Here is an 18,330-nt window from a genome sequence, read left to right on the forward strand (position 1 = left end):
GAATATTTAACCATGTCTATTGAGCAACTCCAGCCAGCTAATCAACAACAAGCCAGTGTTTACTTACCTTACGTCCAAGGCACTAAGCGCAATTTTTTACCCTATGCCATCAGTCTTTATCAAAAAGGGGTTTTGGAGGGACACCGGAAAATAGAAGCTAGTGAACATGTCCCCTTTGTCGCCTCTTGGAATGTTGCTACTTTACCCTCAGACTTAACCCGTTGCCGAATTCAGTTTGATGGCAATGCTGATTTGAGTTATGAACTAATGATGGCTAGTTTCGAGTTTATTAATTTTTTAATTGAAGTTATGGACAACTATAAACGCCATCGCGTGACCGATTTTTCACAACCGTTTTACCGCAAGTTACTGCGTATAGATGATTGAGTAAACTACTCAGACTTGCCTACGGCTGAAGTTGATCGCTCCCAATTCATTGGGAATCGACTTCTGCGAAGCGTTAAATTCAGCCGAACTAGCAAAAGTTCGGCTCATCTTTAAATTGTTCTAAGGTTTAGTCTAAGCCAATCCGCAAATTCTTCACGCCCTAACTCACCAGCCGCTAACAGCATGACGATATGCTCCTGTTCTTCGATCAAAGCATCAATTTCCATCCCATTTAAAACAAGAAATGTTTCCATAGCCGCGTGACCAGTACGCTTATTACCATCAAGGAAAGGGTGATTCTTGATCAAAGAGAAACCCAATGCTGAAGCCTTTTCAATAATTGTGGGGTATAAGTCTTCTCCACCAAAAGTCATCTTTGGTTGCGCTACAGCAGACTCTAAAATACCAAAGGTCGCGTATACCTAATGCGCCTCCAGACTGCTCTATAACCTGACGATGCAGATTCAGGACTTCCACCGCCGTAAGGTAACGTATCATGCTAAACGTCGGTACAATTCGGCATTTTTCTTCAGTACATAGTTGGCTGCTTGAGCAAACTCGCTCGTCGCCTGACTGAGCCAGTCTTCTATCCTGGCACGTAACAAATCTTCAAGCGAGATACCATTCTCTTGTGCTAATGTTTGTAGCTTCTGCAATTGTTCATCGGAAATGTTGATCGTGATGGAAGCCACAGCCTTTACTCCTTGAATGCTATAAAAGTGCAGCATTACTAGTATTTTAGTTCTTTTCTGACAGGCGATCGCTATCTTTATTCTTGCTTGCGATCGCTGAATGTATCGAAGACAATTGCCTGATTACCCAATCTAAATATTATTTAAATAGGAATGCGATTGTTTCTTTATTCTATGTAAAGGCGACTTGATGCAAGTTATTTTACTTTCAACTGAGTTTTGACAGACTATACAAGATTACTAAATTGTAATTTTAAAGATTATTTATCTCTCAGTATTTTGGCGTAGGAATTATCACTATCTCGATTATCCCATGATGCCTTAATATGATCTGCTAAGGCGGGAATATCTTTTTCTAAACTTGACCTCCATAGCCTTGGATTATAGTCGTAAACTCTAAGCATGTGATCTACATCAAATATTGGTTTTGTACCTAATGCTCTAATCAGTGCAATAGGTTTATCTAAAGCCATCCTCCAACCAAGCTCAAACAAAACATTAGGATTATGTTCAGTTAAATCTACAATCACGAGATCAGCCTTACTCAAGTCATTTATAATTGTTGATTGAATTACATCACTCCCTTTCTTTTTTGCAGTTTCAGCTTTAAAACCTGCCTGTATTGCAGCAGGAGTAATTAATTGAGTTAATACTTCATCAAAGAAGCTTTCGGGATATTCTTCAGTTTTTTCCGAAAATGGCATTGCTACAAATGCTACTAAGGTTGTCTTTTCTTCAGGCTCTCCAAGTATAAATGCATCAGAAGAATGTTCTTTGCTCGTTGATATTTCTACCCTTTCTACCCTTGAAGATTTATTTTGTGTAGTTTCCTCCAACCTCGACAGAAAATTTAAATTAGCTTGATATACTTTATAAAATTCATCATGAAATTCTTCGTCAATGTTAAATTCAGTTATTAAAGTATTTTTAAGATATGTAATTTGTGGAAGTGTTCGTTCATCATAGTATTCATGTACTTTCTTAAATAATGGAACCCTAAAAAATGCTTGTCTGTAGCCATTTATTTCTTCTTCTGCTGATCTTGCATATACAATACTTTTTCCTATAGATGCAAGTGCAATTTTTTCAGTACTTCGAGTACCCTCAGTAAAACCATAATCACGAGAAGAAGCTGTCAAGTAATAAAAATCATTACCTTTGCCACTTTCTAAAGCTTTTGCAATATCATCAGGACTCCAAGGATTACCACCATTAAACTCTCTTATTACTTTAGGAACTTTTATAGCATCCTCTAATATATAAGTAGGAAATGGTCGTTTTGCTTTAGACTTTTTTCTTCTTCTCTTTTCGCCAGAATTTTGTTGTTCTTCTGATTCTTCTGATTCTTCTTGTTCTTCTTGTTCCTCTTGGTCTATATCTTTTGGATTTTCATCTAAAATCCCTAGTTGTGGGTGCATATCTTCACTATCTTCACTTTCCATGAAAACTCTCCATTAAGTAATTTTTGAAAAAGTATGTATAAAGCACTGCAAGAAATAAAAACATTAGTTTATACACAGTCATAACATCAATTTCCTAAAAGTGTGAACAAAAAATTAGAAGATTCAAAAGATACCATCATTGGTAGTCAATCAGTTTTGCAAACTTTCATAGTTACTATTTGTATAAGAAGGGTTATTAAAGCAGGTATAGGGTAATGGTGCGATTAAAACCGTGGCAGTGGGTCGTGTTGGCAATCCCGATCGCGTTTATCATTATTTTCTTACTGGTATCCGCCGGTTCACAAATTCACGCCTGGGGTATTAGTTGGATCTGGGGTGTGTTCACCCTCCTATTCGTTGGTTGGCGTTGGCTACTGGTAAAATGGACTCAACCAGCTGTTAATCAAGTGGAAGCTGTATTAGCTCAAGTTAAAGAAGAACTGGAATTTACAGCAGAGGATACAGTCAGACCACCAGCAGGAAGTGATGTCACAAAGCTTGCAGAAACCGCACTCCAAGAGATTCTGCAAGCGGCACAAAGCGATCGCCCGATTTGGGAAGACTGGCAAACTTTTTGGACGCGATGCCAGGATTTAGTTGTAGCGATCGCTCATATCTACAATCCTCAAATTCAATATCCCCTGCTAAACATTTACGTCCCCCAGGCTTACGGGCTGATTCGGGGAACGGTGGATGATATGGATCAGTGGATGCAAAAGTTATCCCCGGTTCTTAATCAGGTGACGGTTGGACAAGCGTACCAAGGATATGAGGTCTACCGGAAGTTGGAACCATCGGCTCGAAAATTTTGGAAAGCTTGGAACTGGGCACAGTGGGTTTTAAATCCGGTGGCGGCGGTGGCAAAACGAGCTAGTCAAGGTTCTAGTAATCAGGCAACTCAACAATTATTGGGGAATTTAAGCCAGTTATTTCGAGAAGCTGCCCTGAGAAACTTATGTCGGCAGGCGATCGCCCTCTATGGGCGTAGTACATTACCAGTTTCTGCAACGGTAGTATCCACACCAACTTTACCCAAGGCAAAAACCCAAGCACTCCGAGAAATCCTCACTCTTGCTCAACCAGCCGAGGTAGTTGAGCAAAAACCCGTGAATATTCTGCTGGTGGGGCGCACAGGTTCAGGAAAAAGTAGCCTGATTAACACGCTATTTCAGGCAGATTTAGCAGCCGTTGATGTTTTGCCCAGTACCGATCGCATTCAAAATTATCAATGGCAAACTCAAAGTGGGGAAACCTTGACGCTTTGGGATACACCTGGTTATGAACAAGTCAACCGTGCCGATCTGCGAAACTTAGTACTTGATTATGCCATCAATGCAGATTTGCTGCTGTTAGTTACCCCTGCCCTCGATCCTGCCCTGCAAATGGATGTAGACTTTCTGCAAGATATAAAAGCAGAAGTTGCAGATTTACCTGCAATTGCGATCGTCACTCAAGTAGATCGGCTGCGTCCCATCCGCGAGTGGCAACCGCCTTATGATTGGGAATGGGGTGATCGCCCAAAAGAAATTGCCATTCGGGAAGCCACTGAGTATCGCGCCAAATTGCTGGGAAGCTTCTGTAATCTAGTTCTACCTGTGGTTACAGGTGACAGCAAAACAAGTCGAGTTGCTTGGGGAGTGGAGGCGCTATCGTTGGGATTAGTAGATGCGATCGCACCTACCAAGCAACTTCGTCTCGCCCGCTTTTTGCGTAACCTGGAAGCCCGTACTGTTGCCGCAGCCAAAATCATCGACCACTACACCTTCCAGATGGCGACAACACAGGGACTAACGGCATTCCTCAAAAGTCCTGTCCTCCAGTTTGTTTCTACCATATCAACTGGATCTCCAACTTTAGCCTATATGCTGGCAGAGCAAATTCCTGTGGAACAGTTGCCGATTGTGATTGGCAAACTTCAAATGGCTTATGAGCTTTTCTCGCTCTTGAATACAGCTAACTCTAACCCGCTCAACTTTGAATTGCTATCCCTCTGGCCGCTACTGCTAGAAAATTCCACTTCACCCGATCGCAACGCCTGGGCATTTGGTCACGCCCTAGTCGAGTACTGGACTCAGAATTTGACGGTTCAACAACTCCGGGAGCGATTTGAATATTATTTAGCGATCGCCAAATAATTTTATTAGTCATTGGTCATTTGTCATTTGTCATTTGTCATTTGTCATTTGTCATTAGTACCAATGACCAATGACTCGAAGTTCCACAAGTTGCATTAGCCCCTACAGACAGTTAAGAATATTTACTTGGTAATTGCAAGAATATTTATACCTATAAAGAAGACAAAAAATGGGAATTGGGAATTGAAAAGAGGCAGAGGGGCAGGGGGCGGGGGGCAGAGGGGAAAACTCTTCTCCCTTGCTCCCAGCTAATATCTCCCCATCTCCCTCATCTCCCTCATCTCCCTGCTCCCCTGCTCCCCTGCTCCCCTGCTCCCTGCTCCCCTGCCCCCTGCTCCCCTGCCCCCTGCTCCCCTGCCCCCTGCTCCCTGCCCCCCTGCCCCCTTGCCTCTTCTTCAATCTGTGGGAATATCACGCTTTGCCAAATATTGGTACATCTGCCAACGTGCATCTACCTCAGCTTGCGCTTGTTCTAACAAGTGCTTGGCTACGTCTGGTTTGCTCTTGGTGAGCATTTTGAAGCGATTTTCTTGATACATCGAATGTTCTACAGATTGCTGAGGCGATCGCATATCCAATTGCAAAGGATTTTTACCCTGTTTAAGCAATTCTGGATTATGCCGATACAGCAACCAACGACCTGATTCTACCAGAGTTTTTTGGTGATTCATCCCGGTAGTCATGTTAATCCCGTGGGCGATGCAATGGCTGTAAGCAATAATAATTGATGGGCCATCGTAAGCCTCTGCTTCTAGAAATGCTTTGAGAGTATGTTCATCTCTAGCACCCAAGGCTACACTCGCTACGTAGACATTTCCGTATGTCATAGCAATCATCCCTAAGTCTTTCTTCGGTGCAGGCTTGCCACTGGCAGCATATTTAGCAACTGCGGCTCGTGGCGTAGCTTTAGAAGATTGACCGCCTGTATTAGAATACACTTCTGTATCCATCACTAGGATGTTCACATTTCGACCACTGGCAATTACATGATCGATACCGCCAAAGTCAATGTCATAAGCCCAACCGTCACCGCCAACAATCCAGACGCTTTTTCTCACCAAGTAATCGGCAAGGGATTTTAGATTTTGGATTTTAGATTTTAGACTTCGGCTCCTTTCGACTTCGCTCAAGGCAAGCCGCTCAGTCGAACGATTGGGGTCGAAAGTTAGGATTTCATCTAACTTCTGCTGCAACAGTTCTATCCTTTCGCGCTGTTCCCAAATGTCAGCTTCAGATTTTTGTTCAGCTTTGAGGATTGACTGAATTAAATCACCAGGAATTATTGATTGGTGAATTTCCCCATTCCCTATTCCCCATTCCCCACTCCCTAATTGTTGCAACAATTCTGCCGCAAACTCAGCTTGTTTGTCGAGGGAGAGGCGGAAGCCAAAACCGAATTCGGCGTTATCTTCAAATAGATTATTTGACCACGCGGGGCCGCGTCCTTGGGCGTTGGTTGTCCAAGGAGTTGTGGGGAGATTCCCACCATAAATTGAAGAACAACCTGTTGCATTGGCGATGACGGCGCGATCGCCAAACAATTGTGTTAATAATTTCAAATAAGGTGTTTCACCACAACCTGCACAAGCACCAGAGAATTCAAATAAAGGTTCTTGCAGTTGTTGTTGGCGAATCTGGTTTAATTTTAGCGATCGCCTGTCAGGATTGGGTAAACTCAAGAAGAAATCCCAGTTTTTTCGCTCTTGCTCTTGTAAAGGTAACTGCTGCGCCATGTTAATCGCTTTCCGCAATGGCTCAGATTTATCTTTCGCAGGGCAAATATTTACACAAATAGTACATCCTGTGCAATCTTCTGGGGCAACTTGAATGGTAAATTTTTGATTGGCAAAGTCTTTATCTTTTGCACCAGTTGATTTAAAGGTTCCTGGTGCATTGACTAACTCATCGGCTTCATAAGCCTTGGCACGGATGGCGCTATGGGGACAAACCATCACGCACTTACCACATTGAACGCAGACATCCGGCTCCCACACAGGTATCTCTTTGGCAACGTTACGTTTTTCCCACTTGGCAGTACCTACAGGAAAAGTACCATCAACTGGTAGTCTGCTAACAGGTAAATCATCACCTTCCCACACCATGATTTTACCCAGAACTTCCCGCACAAATTCGGGAGCGGAGTCTAGCAATTTTGGATTTTGGACTTCGGCTTCGCTCAGTCGAACGATTTTGGATTTTAGATTGCTGGTTGTTTGGGGGACATCTACTTTATGCAAGTTTTCTAAGGTGTTGTCTACAGCTTGCAGGTTCATGCGGACAACTTCTGCACCTTTTTTACCATAAGTCTTGTCAATCGCTTGTTTGATTTTAGCGATCGCTTCTTCTTGCGGCAAGACACCGGCCAAGGCAAAGAAACAGACCTGCATAATGGTGTTAATTCTGCCACCCATGCCACTTTCACGGGCAACCTGGCTAGCATTGATTGCGTATAACTTCAAATGCTTATCGATAATTTGCTGCTGCACCTTTAACGGCAGATTTTCCCAGACATTATCTGCATTGTATGGACTGTTAAGCAGCAAAGTCGCCCCAGGAATAGCAGCTTTCAAAATATCTATGCGTTCTAGAAAACCCCAATGATGACAACCAATAAAGTTCGCTTGGTCAATCAAATAGGTGGAGCGAATTGGCTCTTTGCCAAAGCGCAGATGAGAAACCGTCATCGAGCCAGATTTTTTGGAATCGTAGACAAAGTATCCTTGGGCGTAGTTGTCGGTTTCTTCACCAATAATCTTGATAGAGTTTTTGTTAGCTCCAACAGTACCATCTGAACCCAACCCATAGAACATTGCCCTGACAACGTTATCCGATTCCGTAGAGAAGTTAGGGTCAAAGTTTAGAGAAGTGTAAGTAACATCATCATTAATCCCAATAGTAAAGTGATTTTTCGGTTTCACCTGGGCAAGGTTATCAAAAATCCCCTTCACCATCGCCGGAGTGAATTCTTTAGAAGAAAGACCATAACGACCACCGATAATTTTGGGCAGAGGGGCAGGGGGTAGGGAGCCGAGGGGAGGATCTTCTCCCCTGCCCCCTGCCCCCTGCTCCCCAGCTTCTTCCCCCCACGCCTCATGGATAGCAGCCACAACATCCAAATACAAAGGTTCCCCGGCGCTACCGGCTTCTTTGGTGCGGTCGAGAACTGCGATCGCTTTTACACTATTTGGCAACGCTGCAACAAACCTTTGCACATCAAAGGGACGATAAAGTCGGACTTTTAGTACACCAAGTTTTTCCCCACGGGCGTTAAGGTAATCTACCGTTTCATGGACGGTTTCACAACCTGAACCCATGAGAACTATCACACGTTCGGCATCATTGGCCCCGTAATATTCATAGATTTGGTAATGCCTCCCCGTGCGTTCTCCAAATTCATCCATGATGCGCTGGACAATTTCGGGACAGGCGTTGTAGTAGAGGTTAGCGCCTTCCCGCCCTTGGAAGTAGACATCGGGGTTTTGGGCAGTTCCCCGCAATACTGGACGGTCTGGGGTCAGGGCACGGGCGCGGTGGGCGAGTATGAGATGATCGTGGATGAGCGATCGCAAATCATTATCTGAAAGCAGTTTGACTTTCTGCACTTCATGTGATGTACGGAAGCCATCAAAGAAGTGCATAAACGAGACTCGCGCCTCTAGAGTAGCAGCATGAGCGATGAGAGCAAAATCTTGACTTTCCTGCACCGAAGCGGAACACAGTAGGGCAAAACCAGTAGCACGGGCTGCCATCACATCGCTATGATCGCCAAAAATTGATAAAGCATGGGTAGCCAAAGAACGCGCAGCAACGTGAACCACAGCACTAGTCAACTCACCAGCAATTTTGTAGAAGTTGGGGATCATCAACAATAATCCCTGAGATGCCGTGAAGGTAGTACTCAGGGAACCTGTTTGCAATGCCCCATGTACAGCACCAGCCGCTCCCCCTTCACTCTGCATCTGCACGACACTAGGAATAGTACCCCAGAGGTTGGGACGACCTTCTGCTGACCAAGCATCTGCCCATTCACCCATTGCTGAAGAGGGGGTAATGGGATAAATGGCAATCACTTCATTTAGTTTGTAAGCAACACGGGCGACAGCTTCATTTCCATCAATGGTTGCAAAGGTTTTGTTCATAATATGATTTTTGTCCCCGTCTCTCAACTGCATTATCAGAACACGTAAATAGAAGAATTAAAAATAGCCAGATTTAGGTAGGCAGTGCCAAGCAAGCAGTTTATTATGCGCTTTTCAGTTAACTTTAAATAAATACTGCATATATGAATATCCCATCTGAAGTAGCGCATCTATTAATATGTCTTAATCATGTACTCAATAATCCAAGTATTGATTAGATAAGGCTTTGAGATAATTTATTCTTTTTTGTGGGGTATAGGTTCGGGATTCTTTTTGTTCGCTAAATCCAAGCTGAACTGCGATCGCTCCATGTACCAATTGCTGCAAATCCTGAACTATTCATAAGACGTAGGTTGGGTGGAGCGGAGCGTAACCCAACATATATCAGAATGTTGGGTTATGCAAAGCCTCCAACGCCACTTGCTACAATCTTAAGCCGCACAACGCAGTGGCTCCCCAACCTACAATTTTTTTGCAACATTTTAGGCTTGCCACGCCAATAAGGTGTGTTAGCAACAGTGCAACCAACACACCTTCCATTTATAAATCTCTATCCCTTCATGGGTAGAGTATTCATAATTCTGAATTTTGACTAATGCACCAAATTTTCTTGTTTAAGTTGCTCTTTGGCTAAAGCCAATGCTTTATGAGCATTTTTAAACTTTGTTTCATCCGTAAATTTATGAGCAAAACACTTTAAATAAGCTTCCAAATACTTAATACGTAAGCGTGGGTCAGCCGGACTCAGAAGAAAGGGGAGGTCAGCTTCAACCATAAACCGTATAGCCAATAAGGGTATAGGGCTACGAAGTGGACGAAAGTGTGGGTTGTGTAAACCAGGAGTTTCATTACGTTTATGAAATTCTCCTATCATCAGTCCTGACTCAACAAACAAAGGTTTAAGTTTCTGTTGGACACTATCTATTAATTTACAAGCGTCTTCTATATGGACATCAGGAAAAATAAGTAAAAAAGCTTTGTTTATTGCTAACTCCTGCTCTTTAACTTCCATTTTCAGAAAGATATCTCGATAGCTTCCAACAATCTCTTCTAGTTGTTCAGGATACAAATATTTGGTACGAATAACTGCTAGATGAATACTGTTTGACTTGAGAGAGTAAGGTACAAAAGGGCAAACTACGCCGGTTCTTCCTAAGTTAGGATGAGGTCTTGCTAAAAAATTTTTTACCCACTCTATAGTTTCAAGTAAGTAAGGACGGTCTTCGTATTCCTGGAGTTGTTCGATTTCAAGAATTGTATATAATTGCATCAGCTTAGGTGAAATAGAATAATTTTTGAAATCTGAATCCAAATTATGTGCCTGAAACTAACTATTATCTAAGTAAACAAAACAAGGCTTGACTTTTTTTATTTTTGGTTCATTTATAGCTTGTAGCAGATAAAAATACTAAAGCATTTTTGTGAATCAAAAAAATCACGCCAATAAATACACACAGACATTTTCACACAAAGCAGGTTGTGCTTATTGCTTTTTGGTATTTGAGCGAAGAGACATCATGGATTATCCCCTAGATGCTCCTACTTTTTTTTACACTCTTAAGCTTCCATGATTTTCAACAAAGATACTATAAAGTTTATATCCCAATAGTTATTTTTACTGTAAAAATTTTAGTGTTGATCTAACAGGCTAACATCAATTTAGTATAGTTATATACACGTAAAACCTCTGCCTAAATAGTTATTTTTGCCGTTCGCCCTTGGTGTCTTCGCTACGAGAAAGCATCATAAGTGTTGCTGTATTATACCCATTCTTCATGAAGATACACTTAATTTAAATGAACCCCCATTTCCGCGCTGCGTCTCCCAGAGAAGGACACAAAGCAAAAGAGCATCGTTTCTCCTAAGACAACGCCAGTTACTACAATGTAGTAACTGTCTGCCTTACAGAATTAAATATTTGTTTAATTGCCAGTTCCTTATTTATCAGCAAATTCTTGCACCACTGCCATAGCATCAGAAGGAATCTGCGTAATTAGGCGAAATGGAAATGCTTTAGTCGAAGCAAACTGAGCATAATCTGATGTCAGAAAGATAGCGTAGTTTTTAGCTTCTGGAGTCATCTGGAAAGCAAACGCTAAAGTTATAGCTTTAAGGTACTTGCGAATATCTGATGCTTGTTCGCCTACAACTTCACCGCCACTAATGGGTGTATTTGGTTGTCCGATCTGATCCATAGTCGTACTGGGGTCTTTTACACTCAGATGAGTACCCCCAACTATACCAACTAGCCATTTGGGGGATGGAATTTTGTCAAATCCCACAATCTGTTCAGTTAAAGCTGGGGTAGTTTTATCTGCGGAACCTGCTAACACTAGAGTAGGAATTTGCACCTTAGTTAACCCAGTTTCGCCAAAAATCAGAGAAGTTGTAGGATTGAGTGCGATCGCCTGTTTGATTCTCGTATCCCGCAGTTGATAGATATTTTCTGGCAGTTCTTGAGCAATGCACTGCATAGCTTCTCCTAAACTTAAGATAGCCAAGTTCTTTTTGCAGCGTTGTTTGAGCCGTTCTAGTTGTAACTCACCTCCCGCAAGTGCTAAAGCTGTACCACCACCAAAAGAATAACCAACAACCATCGCGTTCATCGTCGCAAGTTTCCCTTGTAGCGGATGATTAGCTGTTTGGTTGAGCTTTTCTAATTCGTCGAGAACAAAACTAATATCTTGAGGGCGATTTAAAAACTCTTGAGGCTTCACAGGTCTGGTTTTGCCTTGTAATGCAGAATTAATATTATCCTCATTACTACCAGGATGTTCTAAAGCAGCTACTACATAACCGTGGGATGCTAAATGTTCTGCCAGGTAACGCAAGTCCGTGCGGACTGATCCTAAGCCGTGAGAAAAGACAATTAAGGGTTTATTGACAGTTGCGTCATTTGACCAGTAAATATCAACTGGAATTTGGCGCGAGCGCTTTTGGTCATTCAGGCTTAAGTTGAGTACTTTTACTTGAGCCGTTCCTGGTTGGCTGGGATCAAAAGGGAAAGCAATCTGCGCTGTTGTAGGGTCGATTCGGGGAGCGATCGCTAGCATAAATTGCTGCGTGCGCCAAAAAGCTGTATTCAAACTCCCTGCAACTATAAAAGCTTTTGGTAAATCAATTTCTAAGCGTTTACTGGGATAAGCAGCGATAAAACTCAATATCGAAAGACCCTGCGGCGCAGTAGAGCCTAATACCAATCCTCCTCTCAGTGCTTGTACCCCAGCATTATCCTTTCGGGCTAAAGCTGTGGCGAAGTCATTGAGAATAGTTGTGCCAATCTGGGTATTTAGTAACTTATTAATGGTGACAACGTTCATCGGTATATTCATCCCTAGTGCCCCTAATAGGAAGCGACGTTGTTGTTCAGATAATCCTTTAGTATAAGACTGCAAATTCCCAGGCAATTCCCCTGTTTTTGCAGCGTTTTGCAACTCAGTAAGAGAGATGGATTCTGTAAATAAACCCAAATGCACAACAACGGTGTCAGCCGCAAGAGCCGAAGTATTTACCCCAAATTGTGTAAGTACAACTGCACTAAAAAAACCTGCAACTGTCCTTAGACTTCTCCAACTTCTTCTCATAAATATTTATACCAAGTGTTACTTAGGGGAATATAACGAATATTTGTGTATTTGACTACCCCTTTAATTGCCCAGAAATCAAAGCAGATTTTTTCCTAAACTTGATAGGAATCGCCCCGAACTGCTCAAAGCAACCAAAACTCATCAAAAGTAACGAATTGTAGAATTCATCACAGCTAAAAATTTGAGCATGAATCAGTGTTAACAGCCACAAAAGTCTGATTGTTTCTCCGCTAGGTTTAATAATGTAACGAAACTGTAGAACAAGCGAAGCGATCGCATATCCAATTTGCACTTTTTGTAAGCTGATATCCTCATGGAATTTTAGATTTTGGATTTAATAATTAAAAATCCAAAACTCTCTTGGTTACAAAAGTTTCAGCATTTCTCTCAGCTTCAGCTATGTCAAACTTTTGTTAGCAACAATCAAAAATCATCTATCCAAAGCAACTAAATTTATGTATTTGGTCATCTAAAACCTTTGAGTTACTGCGAAGTTTAAACGACCGCTTAATGTTTTGTCTTTGCCCTTTCTTTAGAAGGTGTTGCAGAGGTGTTGCAAGTGGATAGTCTTACTGCTGTAGCTGCACTATCATTACTCATTAAATTCTACCAGCCGCATCAACAATTTTTCTTGGCTTTATGCGTCGCAGACTCCCCTATATTTTAATTTTGCTACTTTCCTTGAGTATTATTACACTGTGGTGGCCTGTGAATGATTCTGATTGCAATTTCGGGGATTCTTTAGGATCAAAAACTAAAAAATTTCAAATAAACGCTACTAAGGTTATTGTTCAGCCGTGGCGTGGTCGTCACCATGTATATGGAATCTTTATGATTCCTGATGAATATAAACAAGCTCCATTTTTTGTAGTAACAGTCCAAGGTGCTGGCAGTTATTGTTCAAAACAATTTGGTTATAAAAACAACTTTAATGATATCTTTGCTGAACCAGGAACTTATTTGGTGAGAAAGTTTATTAGAACTCGAACGGCTTTGCGGCTTATTTTCCAGGGTATGTACTTCCAAATCAATGATAAACAGAACTGGACGTTGACTTTCCCTAAACCAAATACTAGTACCGCTTTGCGTAATTCGTAATTCGTAATTCGTAATTCGTAATTACCGTTGTGTAAGGGTTTTAGACATTTCAAATGGTCTGTTTATTTCCGCCGTACTGTACTAGTAAGTAAATCGGCAAGTTTTGCGGTGGGGTTAAAATATCCAGACGCTCGCGGACTCGCTCATAGCGTTGCTATGCCGTTCGCGCAGCGTCTCGTAGAAAAGGCTTTACGCTTCTCAACGAGACGCTGCGCGAACGCTAATACAAAACTTAATTACGAATTACGAATTACGAATTACGAATTATTGACTCAGCTTGGTGATTGAGTTTGCAAAACCTCATTTTTATTTAACAAACTACTAGTTGTATTGACTACAATCTGTGCTGCTCCTGTAAAAAACGATCGCTCAATAGTCGCTGGAACATCGCTAGGTTGATGATAGTGCGGAGTCCGTAAATTTGCTGTATCTGTCACCAGCACAGCACCCACACCCTGATACCAAAATGGTGCATGGTCGCTGCGTAAAGTGTCTGGTGTCAGTAAACCTTTAAAAGGAATTGGTAGTATTAGGACTGGTGGCAAATTTGATTCCTGTTTATTCAGGGCGCTTGAGGGGAGCATCTGTGAGCTTGGAAAGGCATTCAGCAAAGGCAAATGTTCTGTATCACCAACCACTGCCAAAAAGTCGCCCTTGTCGCTAGGTGGAGTAACAGGCAATCCCGCCGGGTATTTTTGACAGCCAACAGTATAACAAGCATAGCCAACCATATCCATAACGATCGCTCCGCCCAAGTTTTGCAAGCGTGCTGTCTTGCTTACAAAAGCCTGACTACCCAAAAGTCCTGTTTCCTCTTGGTCAAAAAAAGCTAGTTGTAATGTCCGTGGTGTGGGACGAGAACCGAGCAATCGAGCAACTTCTAGCACTACAGCTACACCACTAGCGTTATCATCAGCACCAGGAGATAAGGCAACAGTATCGTAATGCGCTGCGACGAGAATTGCTTTAGCGGCTTTGTTGGTTCCTATACGTTCAGCAAAAATATTTACACCCTCAGAGAACTTTTCCAATTTGGGCTTCCAGCCGAATTTTTTTAGTTCAGTTGTGATATAAGTGCGAGTAAGCGATCGCTCTGTTGTCGTGTAGCGCTGAAAATTTAACTTTTGGATATGGTTTAATAGCTTATCAGTAGACACTTGTAGGGTATTATCAACTTTTTTTAACTCTAGTTGTGGTTGCGGCGTTTCCACAGGAATGCTTTCAACAATTGCTGGTGAGGGACGCTGTTCAAAAAACGTGCTACCTCTGCTACCCAACACAGCAACAGCCACTAGTAGCAACAGCATCAGCCAAATCCATTTTTTCATCTGATTGATCCTTTGCTCATCCAAGTTCTAGTAATACCATTTCTGTTTGAAGATACGCCTATAAGACTGACGTAAAACTACAGGCTGTAAGGGTAATTCATAAATTGCCCCTATATAAACAAAGTGCAGCCTCACATAAAATTGCTATAAGTTTAATTATTTATAGTTCAATGCTATTTTCATAATTTACTTTAATTTATGACTCTACTAAGCGAATTTCCATGAGTGGAGTTAATACCTCTCCAGTCCAGAGATTTTGTAATATTGTTTGTAATATTGTTGGTTCAATCCAGTTAGAATATTCCTCCATACCTTCACGAGATTCACGATACTTGAACCGAAATCGATATGTACCTGGATAAAGTGGTTCAAAACCGTACAAGTCTTCAGATGGAAAAGGGATATCCAAATTCAACTGTTGGTCATGCTTTTTCTTGCGGTTCCGTATCCAATATAGAAAGGCATCTCGATATAGTGTTACTGCTCTTCCTGGTATTAACAGCACATAATCAGATTCAATTCGTGGGTTCAATCGCTCACAAGAGATACCTGTCCGCATTAATTGGCCATCTGGTGCGATCATTTCTGGAAACATGGAGTAAAAATTCGATGAAAAGTAAAAAAAACTTTGCGTATTATTAGTAATCCGAATACCAAGCTCTACAGGAGTATAGACACCGCGTTTGGCTTCAGGGATAGTCAATATCCTTTGTGATACCACAGTTTCAAACCTGACGTTATTCACTTCAACAGCATTGCTCTCATTTGATTCCAAAAATGTCATGTTTTTATCATTAATACAACTTATCTTTCTGCTGCTTCTAAAGAATACTTGTTTCACTGCGTAGCTAAATTAAACTCAAGAGGATGTGTATGTACCTCACCTACCCAGACATCTTCTATCTTGCTAATGTCACTTATAGGGTTGTTGTAAATTGCTTCCTCCCATACTGATTTTAAAGGGAGCATCCCAATTTTGCCAAAAGACACAGGACTGGGGCAAAAAACCTGTACAAACCTCTTCCCTTTGCGTTCTTGGCGTCCTTGGCGGTTCGTCATTTCATTCTCGGTCTAAGTCCAAACACCGTATAATAATAAACTTGCACATTTGGGATGCTCCCGATTTTAAATCTATAGGGTTACTCCAGGATGTTTACATGCAGATTTTCCTTCCTAAAGTAAACATCAAGTTTGACGCTTTGTCTTTTGACACAAGACACGACTTAACTTATAGTTCCGCACTAGAGGAGTGCTGAGTACTGACTACTGAGCAAAGAAGAAGAGAAAACAATTTCTTCTTAATTCTTCAAAATCTTTCTTCTTCCACTCAAAACTCATGACTCAGAACTCAGGACTTTTTTTATGGTAGATTTGTTGCTGATCTCAATCCTGGGGTTTCTGGGGAGTTTTGGTCATTGCTTTGGGATGTGTGGCCCTTTAACAGTGGCATTTTCCCTGTCTCATCAGCCGAAAGGGACATCACCCTCAGAAAAGCCGGACACTTGGCGACAGCAATTAAAATTTCATATCCTGCTAAACCTGGGGCGGATGTTGAGCTATGCTCTAGTCGGTGCTGGCATTGGGGCGTTAGGTTCGGTATTGCTGCAAAGTGGACAGCTAGCGGGTATTGGCAGCGACTTTCGGCGCTGGATGGCAATTTTGACTGGCGTGATGCTGATTTGGTTTGGCTTAGGACAAGTAAAACCCGATTTACTCCCGCGTATTCCTGTGTTACATCCCCTATTACAAGGCAGGCTACACGATCGCCTCAGCGCAGGAATGGTTAAGCTTTCCTTTAAAGCGAAATGGTGGACACCAATGCTTTTGGGGATGACTTGGGGTTTAATGCCCTGTGGTTTCCTGTATGCTGCCCAAATCAAAGCTGTTGAAACTGGCAATTTATGGATGGGTGGGGCAACTATGCTGGCTTTTGGCCTGGGAACCCTGCCCACTATGCTAGGTGTAGGCATCTCCACATCGTTGGTAAGTAAAGACAAGCGCAGTCAGTTATTTCGATTAGGCGGTTGGGTGACACTCACCATTGGCATCATTACCCTCCTACGGACTGGTGACACAATGGTAGATTACACCGGACACGCAGCATTATTCTGCTTAATCTTGGCGTTAATTGCGCGTCCTATTAGTGGGTTGTGGGCTTCACCATTGCGTTATCGCCGCGCCTTGGGGGTAGGATCTTTTGTACTTTCTGTGGTTCACACCTTCCACATGATAGAACACTCATTGCAATGGAATTTTGCCGCCTTTTCTTTTATGCCACCAGAATTTCAGTGGGGTATGGCTGCGGGTGCTGTAGCATTAATATTAATGTCCCCCGCCGCTTTAACGAGTTGGGAATCTTTGCAGAAATCTTTGGGCAAGCGTTGGCGACAGATTCATCTATTGGGTGTGCCAGCCTTGCTCTTGAGTACTATTCATGCTGTGTTGATTGGTTCCCATTACCTGGGTTCTTTGCAATCAACTTGGGGAAATAACTTAGCGGCAGTACTGATGGGAATTCTTACCCTCAGTGTCTTACTAGTACGTTCGCGTTTTTTTTGGTCAAAGTTAGCCGTAGAAAAGTTTTATGTCCCCCCAACAAAATCGCGGTAAATCATGCTTATTTTCTGGCTCAATCCCAACGAGTCAAAAACAGAAGCATTACCCAAACAAAGGAACAATCAAGTATTTACTATTCCTGAGTTCTTTAGTTATATCAATAACTAATCTTTACCCTGCATCTGCTCATAAGGTGGAAGTCGCTGGAGATGTTGGTGGCACCCTCCACATTGAACCAAATGATAATCCCCGGGCTGGAGAACCCTCCCAAGCCTGGTTTGCGCTTACCCGCAGAGGTGGAAGGGTGATTCCCCTGTCACAGTGTAATTGTCGGTTGGCTGTTTATGCCGAACCTTATGCAGCCGGAGAGCCACCACTCTTAGAACCACAGTTAGAAGCTGTAGCAGCTGAACGTTATCAAGGTATTCCAGGTGCTGAAATTACCTTTCCCAAACCAGGTATTTATGAGTTGCAACTAAATGGGAAACCAGTCTCTGGAGCAAGATTCAAACCTTTTAAGTTCAAATTTGAAGTTACTGTGGCAGGTGGATCTACACAGAACACACAAATTCAGCGAGATGTCAATGGTGATTTGGTAGAGGGTGAATCTCAGAAATTACCAATTTGGGCGATCGCACTGCCAATCTTCGCATTTATCGCCATCTTATTTGTTGCACTCCGAGGGACGAGAGGAGGGAGTGGGGAGTAGGCAGTAGGGAGTAGGGGAGTAGAGGGTAAGTTGTAGTAAGTCTTTGCCCTCTGCTCCTTTTCATTACATCGCTATATTTTCCCAAGTTAGTACTAACAGTAGCCCAGGCTTTTATTCATGACTAAACCACTAGCTTTTACAGTGGTAGTTTTCCAGGGTTAGCGCGTCTCAAAGCCTATTGACAAGAGGACTTGCCTGATCAGCAATCTTTGTTGGAAACAAAGTGACACCATCCGAGGTAGGGTAAGATTTAATTC

The 18,330-nt window shown here is 42.3% G+C and carries 13 protein-coding genes; 5 read left to right on the plus strand and 8 right to left on the minus strand.

The window, feature by feature from the left end:
• Positions 1–12: 12 nt before the first annotated feature.
• Positions 13–387: a type IV pilus biogenesis protein EbsA gene (ebsA, locus tag HWQ36_RS27060; protein ID WP_292708638.1), complete on the plus strand. Its 375-nt coding sequence runs from the start codon at positions 13–15 to the stop codon at positions 385–387.
• 110 nt (positions 388–497) lie between these two features.
• Here ebsA and HWQ36_RS27065 read toward each other — a convergent pair whose 3' ends face one another.
• The 3 genes from HWQ36_RS27065 to HWQ36_RS27075 form a co-directional block, all read right to left on the minus strand.
• Positions 498–761, minus strand: coding sequence for a type II toxin-antitoxin system death-on-curing family toxin (locus HWQ36_RS27065; protein WP_292708640.1), 264 nt, complete (start codon positions 759–761; stop codon positions 498–500).
• A 120-nt stretch (positions 762–881) separates the two neighbouring features.
• A complete protein-coding gene (locus HWQ36_RS27070; RefSeq protein ID WP_292708642.1) occupies positions 882–1,079 on the minus strand; it encodes a DNA-binding protein in 198 nt (65 codons plus the stop codon).
• Between the two features lie 260 nt (positions 1,080–1,339).
• Entirely contained in the window at positions 1,340–2,521 is a 1,182-nt protein-coding gene (locus tag HWQ36_RS27075; protein ID WP_292708644.1) for a hypothetical protein, read from the minus strand.
• A gap of 215 nt (positions 2,522–2,736) precedes the next feature.
• Here HWQ36_RS27075 and HWQ36_RS27080 point away from each other — a divergent pair, with 215 nt between their 5' ends.
• Positions 2,737–4,656 (plus strand): GTPase family protein, encoded by a 1,920-nt coding sequence (locus HWQ36_RS27080; protein ID WP_292708646.1) that lies wholly within the window; start codon positions 2,737–2,739, stop codon positions 4,654–4,656.
• Positions 4,657–5,051: 395 nt separating this feature from the next.
• Here the strand turns inward: HWQ36_RS27080 and nifJ are convergent, their stop codons facing one another.
• From nifJ to HWQ36_RS27095, 3 genes are all read right to left on the minus strand, one after another.
• Positions 5,052–8,795: a pyruvate:ferredoxin (flavodoxin) oxidoreductase gene (gene nifJ / locus HWQ36_RS27085; protein WP_292708648.1), complete on the minus strand. Its 3,744-nt coding sequence runs from the start codon at positions 8,793–8,795 to the stop codon at positions 5,052–5,054.
• Between the two features lie 592 nt (positions 8,796–9,387).
• Positions 9,388–10,107 (minus strand): DUF6875 domain-containing protein, encoded by a 720-nt coding sequence (locus HWQ36_RS27090; protein WP_366829775.1) that lies wholly within the window; start codon positions 10,105–10,107, stop codon positions 9,388–9,390.
• Positions 10,108–10,732: 625 nt separating this feature from the next.
• The gene (locus HWQ36_RS27095; protein WP_292708650.1) at positions 10,733–12,379 is read right to left on the minus strand and encodes an alpha/beta hydrolase; all 1,647 of its coding nucleotides are present in this window, start codon (positions 12,377–12,379) and stop codon (positions 10,733–10,735) included.
• Positions 12,380–13,021: 642 nt separating this feature from the next.
• Between HWQ36_RS27095 and HWQ36_RS27100 the strand changes: the two genes are divergently transcribed.
• Complete coding sequence (locus HWQ36_RS27100; RefSeq protein WP_292708651.1) at positions 13,022–13,480, plus strand: hypothetical protein; 459 nt, start codon at positions 13,022–13,024, stop codon at positions 13,478–13,480.
• 272 nt (positions 13,481–13,752) lie between these two features.
• Here the strand turns inward: HWQ36_RS27100 and HWQ36_RS27105 are convergent, their stop codons facing one another.
• Positions 13,753–14,808 (minus strand): M28 family peptidase, encoded by a 1,056-nt coding sequence (locus HWQ36_RS27105; protein ID WP_292708652.1) that lies wholly within the window; start codon positions 14,806–14,808, stop codon positions 13,753–13,755.
• A 196-nt stretch (positions 14,809–15,004) separates the two neighbouring features.
• A complete protein-coding gene (locus HWQ36_RS27110; RefSeq protein WP_292708654.1) occupies positions 15,005–15,592 on the minus strand; it encodes a hypothetical protein in 588 nt (195 codons plus the stop codon).
• Positions 15,593–16,170: 578 nt separating this feature from the next.
• On the opposite strand from HWQ36_RS27110, the gene HWQ36_RS27115 reads away from it, so the two are divergent.
• Together HWQ36_RS27115 and HWQ36_RS27120 are read left to right on the plus strand one after the other, a co-directional pair.
• Complete coding sequence (locus HWQ36_RS27115; protein ID WP_292708656.1) at positions 16,171–17,418, plus strand: sulfite exporter TauE/SafE family protein; 1,248 nt, start codon at positions 16,171–16,173, stop codon at positions 17,416–17,418.
• Positions 17,393–18,073 carry a hypothetical protein gene (locus HWQ36_RS27120; RefSeq protein WP_292708658.1) on the plus strand — a complete coding sequence of 227 codons (681 nt, stop codon included), beginning with the start codon at positions 17,393–17,395 and terminating at the stop codon, positions 18,071–18,073. Before HWQ36_RS27115 ends, HWQ36_RS27120 begins: the two co-directional genes overlap by 26 nt.
• Positions 18,074–18,330 lie beyond the last annotated feature (257 nt).

The sequence above is a fragment of the Nostoc sp. NMS2 genome, assembly GCF_017115105.1.
In the GTDB taxonomy this organism is placed as follows: Bacteria; Cyanobacteriota; Cyanobacteriia; order Cyanobacteriales; family Nostocaceae; genus Nostoc.